This is a genomic window from Kitasatospora nipponensis (assembly GCF_039528135.1).
Taxonomy (GTDB): domain Bacteria; phylum Actinomycetota; class Actinomycetes; order Streptomycetales; family Streptomycetaceae; genus Kitasatospora; species Kitasatospora nipponensis.
In genome coordinates this window covers 11,505-16,225 of record NZ_BAAALF010000185.1, presented here as the reverse complement: position 1 = coordinate 16,225, position 4,721 = coordinate 11,505, and the positions used below count along the sequence as shown (strand labels likewise).

The window sequence follows — 4,721 nt, the reverse complement described above, 5'->3', positions numbered from 1 at the left end:
AGCATGGCGGGACTCAGCCCGAGCAGGGCCGCGTGGCACCAGAAGGCGGCGTGCGGCGCGAGGGCCCCCGGCAGGTGGGCGGGGACGGTGGCGGCGGGCCCGGGCCCGACCGGCGGATCGACCGTCGGGCCCATCCCGGGCATCCCAGGCATCCCTGCCATGCCATGCATGCCGGCGATGCCATGCATCCCGGCCGTGCCGGTCGTCCCCGCCGTCGCGCACACCCCCGCCGACCCCGCCATCCCCGGTGGCCGGCCGGTCGCCGGCACGGACAGCGCGAGGTGGAAGAGCAGGTGCAGGCCCAGCTGCCCGACCGCGAGGCCGCCGGTGATCGCGCCCAGCGAGCGTTCCCGCCGCGCGGCGCCGGCCGCGCCGGCCCAGGCGAGCAGCCAGCCGAGTACCGCCGCGCGCGGCGGTACGGGGGAGCCCGAGGCCAGGCCGTGCCCCACCGCGGCCAGCACGACGCAGACCGTCGCGAAGGGCAGGGCCCGCAGGACGCGAAGGTCGAAGGCGGCGGCGCGCACCGGCGTCGGTACGGCCCGGGGACCGGGGTCGGACATGGCGCCCCATCATGACACCGCCGGTGCCCGCACGGGCCTGATGAGTCGTCAGTCCGCGCTCCTCTGGAACAATCCCGGCGTGACCCGCCCCCACCGCCCCCACCGCCCCCAGCGGCACCACCCCCCGAAGAGCGGCCCGAGCCAGGCCGCGGCGCAGAGCGTGCGACCGCTGGAACTCTTCTTCGACCTGGTCTTCGTCTTCGCGATCACCCAGATCACCTCGCTGCTGGCCGAGCACCCGAGCGGGACGGGCCTGGTGCGGGTCGCCGTCCTGCTGGCCGTCACCTGGTGGATGTACGGCGGCTACGCCTGGCTCACCAACGCGCTGGACCTGGAGCGCACCCGACCCCGGCTGTTGCTGCTGGCCGGCACGGCGGCGTTCTTCGTGATGTCGCTGGCGGTGCCCAGGGCCTTCGGGCCGGGCCCGTGGGGGGCGCTGTTCGGCGCCTCCTACCTGGTCGTCGTGCTGATCCACACCCTCGGGTTCGTCGGCACCTCGGGGCACCGCGGGATCGCCCGGATCGGCCCGTTCAACCTGCTGGGCGCGCTGATCGTGCTGGCCGCCGGGCTGGCGCCGCAGGGGCTGCGGCTGGAGCTGCTGGCCCTCGCCTGCGTGGTGCTGGTGGCGGCGCCGTTCATCACCGGCACCGGCGGGTTCACGGTCGGGGTCGGGCACTTCGTCGAGCGGCACGGCCTGGCGGTGATCATCCTGCTCGGGGAGTCGATCGTCGAGGTCGGCACGGCCGCCACCGACCTGGACGACCTGGCCACCGTGGTGCTGGGCCCGCTGCTGGCGCTGGCGCTCAGCGCCTCGCTGTGGTGGCTCTACTTCGACCGGGAGGAGCGCGACAGCGAGCGGCTGCTGGGCCGGGTGCCGGCCGAGCAGCGTCCGCGGCTGGCGCTCTACTCCTTCGGCTACGCGTACCTCGTGATGATCTTCGGCATCGCGGTCACGGCGGTCGGCATGCAGGAGGCGGTCACCTCCTTCACGACGCCGCTGCACGGACTGCCGGCCGGGCTGCTGGCGCTGGGGATGGCGCTCTTCCTGGTCGGACTCGCCTACTTCCACCGGACGCTGGCGGGTTCCTGGTCCGGCACCCGGCTGGTCGGCGCGGTCGCGGTCGCCCTCACGGTGCCGGCCGCCCGGTGGGTCGGCGGCTGGCTGGCGCTGGTGGTGGCGCTAGCGGTGATGGTGCTGCTGATCCTGCGCAGCCGGCCGGTCCCCGAGGCCGGCTGACGCCCGCGGGCGGCGGGCCGGTGGCCCGTCAAGGGCGCCTGCCCGGTGGCACGTTGCCCGCCGCGGGCGCCCGGTGGTCGTCCGGTGGTCGCCCGGCGGTCCGTCACCGGCCGCGTCGCGGTCCGGCCGAGTCCCGGGCCCGGATGGATTCCGCGTGACGAAGTGATCACGGCTGGATGGCGGATCGCGGCCAACCGGGCCGTCAAAGGCCGCGAACGGGTGGATATCCGCCCCGATCGCCCACCGCATCGGTTGGCGCTCGCGGTCGTGGCGGTGGAAGGATCCACGGGAACGGGCAGAACGTCAACGGGGGGATTCGGATGGGTCGGTCGCACGCACGCGCTCTGGGCCGGCTGGGGGCCGCCGGCGCGGTCGCCTCGCTGCTGGCGCTGGGAGCCGCGGCCCGGCCGGCCGAGGCCGACGCGCCCGGCGCCACGTTCACCGTGACGCAGAGCGCCACCGAACTGCTCGCACCGGCGGACCAGGAGGACACCGGCTCCCGGACCGGGTCGGTGGGGGCCGCCTTCCAGGACGCCTCGCTCTCCTTCGCCGCCGACGACGGCCGCAGCACCCTCACCGGGGTGCGGGTCGTCGTGGACGGGCGCCGGCTGCTGGGCGTCGCCGAGTTGCGGCTGCCGGCCGGCTGCGGGTTCACCGACTCCAAGCACCTACAGGCGCTCTGCGCGCTCGGCGACGTGGCCGGTGGCGGGCACCTGCTGCTGGGCCTGCGGGCGGCCGCCGCGGCGGAGCCCGGTGCCGCGGGCGAGCTGCGCTACACCGTCACCGCCACCAACGCGGTCGAGCACGCCGGCGCCCGGCCGGACGTCACCGCGGTCTCGGTCGCCGACGGTCCGGACCTCTCCGTCGAGCAGCTCCCGACGATCACCCGCACCACGTCGGCCGGTGACACCGCCGTCGAGGCCGCCGTCACCAACCAGGGCGACCAGGACGCCCACGGCGTCGTGCTCTTCTTCACCCTGCCGCCCGGCTACGCGCTGGCCGGCGACTTCGCCAACTGCGTCTACCCGGCCCGCCCCAGCACCCGGGTGCTCTGCCGGTTCGACGACACCGTGGTGCACCCGGGCCAGGTGCTGCGACCGTCGGTGCCGATCACCCTGCGGGCCGGCGGCAGCCCGGCCAACGGGCGCTTCGAGTACGGCGTGGACCTCACCGGCGGCCCGCTGGACCAGGAGATATCCGGCGGCCCGGGGGTGGCCCGGCACGGGTCCGGCGCGCCGCTGACCCTGGTGCCCGCGACCGCCCGCCCCGCGGCCGACTTCGGCAGCGCGCTCTCCTCCTCCTGGCTGATGACCGGTCAGGTCGTCGACCTGGCCGCGGTGGCCTCCGACTTCGGCGGCTCGGTGGGCGACACGGTGCAGGCGGTCTTCGCGGTCCGCAACGCCGGTGACCTGCCGGCCCCGACCCTGCCCGGCGACGGCAGCGGCGGCGGCTACGGGCTGACCGTCGCCTTCCCGTCCGGGGTGCGGATCGCCACGGCGCCCGCGGGCTGCGCGCCGGTGGCCGGGAGCACCGACCCCACCTACCTCTGCCGTGAGTCACGGGTGTTGGCGGCCGGCGAGTCCGAGACCTTCGCCTTCCAGGTGCAGCTCACCGCGGTGCTGGACCACGCGCCCGGCCGGGCGAGCCTGACCGGCGCCGACACCGACGCCGGCGCCGCGAACAACTCCGCCGCCTTCGCGGTCACGGCGGTGGCGACCACGGCGAGCGCCACCCCGAGCGCGCCCGCGAGCGCCGCGCCGGGCGGCCACTCGACCTCGGCCAGCCCCAGCGCGGGCGGCCCGGACAGCCCGTCGGCGAGCACCGAGCCGACCCGCTCGACGTCGGCCGGCACGGTGGCGACGGTCGGCGGCGCGATCGTGGTGGGCCCGGCGGTGGTCACCCGGCAGACGCCCGCCGGCTCCGGGGCGAACGCCGACGGGGCGTCGGCCGGCCCCGTGGACCCGGACGGCTCGAACGCGCTGGCGCAGACCGGCGGCGGCGACAACTCGCTGCCGCTGGCGGTGGCCGGCGGGGTGGCGATCGCGCTGGGCGTGGGCATGGTCGCGGTGGGCACGCACCGTCAGCTCGGCCGGCGGCGCTGACCAGTCCGGCTGGGCGGGCACGGCCGGTCCGGTCACTCGCTGTCATGGCAAAGGTGTTCGATCTGCCCTCAGGAGCTGCTAACCTCAGCCGATTTCACCGCGCGAACGCGGTGGACGACTTCGGGGTAAGAGGAACATTTCATGGCAATTCGTCGGGCCAAGCAGAAGGCTCAGGTCGTCGAGAAGCTCTCCCAGGTGGCGCCGCCCGGGGAGACGTTCATCGCCTGCGTGCACGTCGAGACCGGGCCCAGCCCGTGGCTCAACGCGCTGTTCGACGAGGTCCCGCTGCTCGGCCTGATCGTCGCCCTCACGCGCAAGTTCTACTTCCTGACGCTCACCAACTCCTCGGTCGTGGTGAACTCCGCCAGCCGCTGGACCAACCGGCCCGGCGAGGTCGTCGCGGTCTTCCCGCGGGCCGCCTTCCCGGTCACCCGGGTCAAGCGGGCCACCATCTGGAGCTCGATATACCTCCAGTTCCCGGGTGAGTCCTCGCCGCGCCGCCTGAACATCCACCGCTACTGGCGCGACGAGCTCGACCAGCTGAGCGTGGCCTTCCCGGGTGCCGGCGCCGCCGGTCAGATCCCCGGCCAGGTCCCCGGCTACCCGGCTCCGGCCCAGCCGCAGGGCTACGCCGCCCCGGCCCCCGGCTACCCGGCCCCCGCCCAGCCGCAGGGCTACGCCGCCCCGGGCCAGGCGCCCGCCGCGGCCTACCCGGTGCAGGGCTACCCGGCGCCGGGCCAGCCGGCCCCCGGCCAGCAGCAGGGCCAGTACTGACCGACCCGCGGATGCCCGCGCCACCGGCGCGGGCACACCCGGGGAGCA

3 protein-coding genes and 1 pseudogene are annotated in these 4,721 nt (G+C 75.8%); 3 read left to right on the top strand and 1 reads right to left on the bottom strand.

Annotation, left to right across the window (positions count from 1 at the left end; all coding sequences use genetic code 11):
- Positions 1–560, bottom strand: a pseudogene (locus tag ABD323_RS33225) (hypothetical protein); the annotation flags it as partial.
- Positions 561–639: 79 nt separating this feature from the next.
- Between ABD323_RS33225 and ABD323_RS33220 the strand changes: the two are divergent.
- The 3 genes from ABD323_RS33220 (at position 640) to ABD323_RS33210 (ending at position 4,673) form a co-directional block, all read left to right on the top strand.
- Positions 640–1,797 carry a low temperature requirement protein A gene (locus ABD323_RS33220; RefSeq protein ID WP_344445779.1) on the top strand — a complete coding sequence of 386 codons (1,158 nt, stop codon included), beginning with the start codon at positions 640–642 and terminating at the stop codon, positions 1,795–1,797.
- Positions 1,798–2,117: 320 nt separating this feature from the next.
- Positions 2,118–3,899, top strand: a complete 1,782-nt coding sequence (locus tag ABD323_RS33215; RefSeq protein ID WP_344445778.1) for a hypothetical protein — start codon at positions 2,118–2,120, stop codon at positions 3,897–3,899.
- 141 nt (positions 3,900–4,040) lie between these two features.
- Complete coding sequence (locus ABD323_RS33210) at positions 4,041–4,673, top strand: hypothetical protein (RefSeq protein WP_344445777.1); 633 nt, start codon at positions 4,041–4,043, stop codon at positions 4,671–4,673.
- The last annotated feature ends 48 nt before the right edge of the window (positions 4,674–4,721 follow it).

Coding starts and splice junctions, on each gene's coding strand:
- ABD323_RS33210 (WP_344445777.1), top strand. CDS start 4,041: ATGGCAATTCGTCGGGCCAAGCAGAAGGCTCAGGTCGTCGAGAAGCTC.
- ABD323_RS33215 (WP_344445778.1), top strand. CDS start 2,118: ATGGGTCGGTCGCACGCACGCGCTCTGGGCCGGCTGGGGGCCGCCGGC.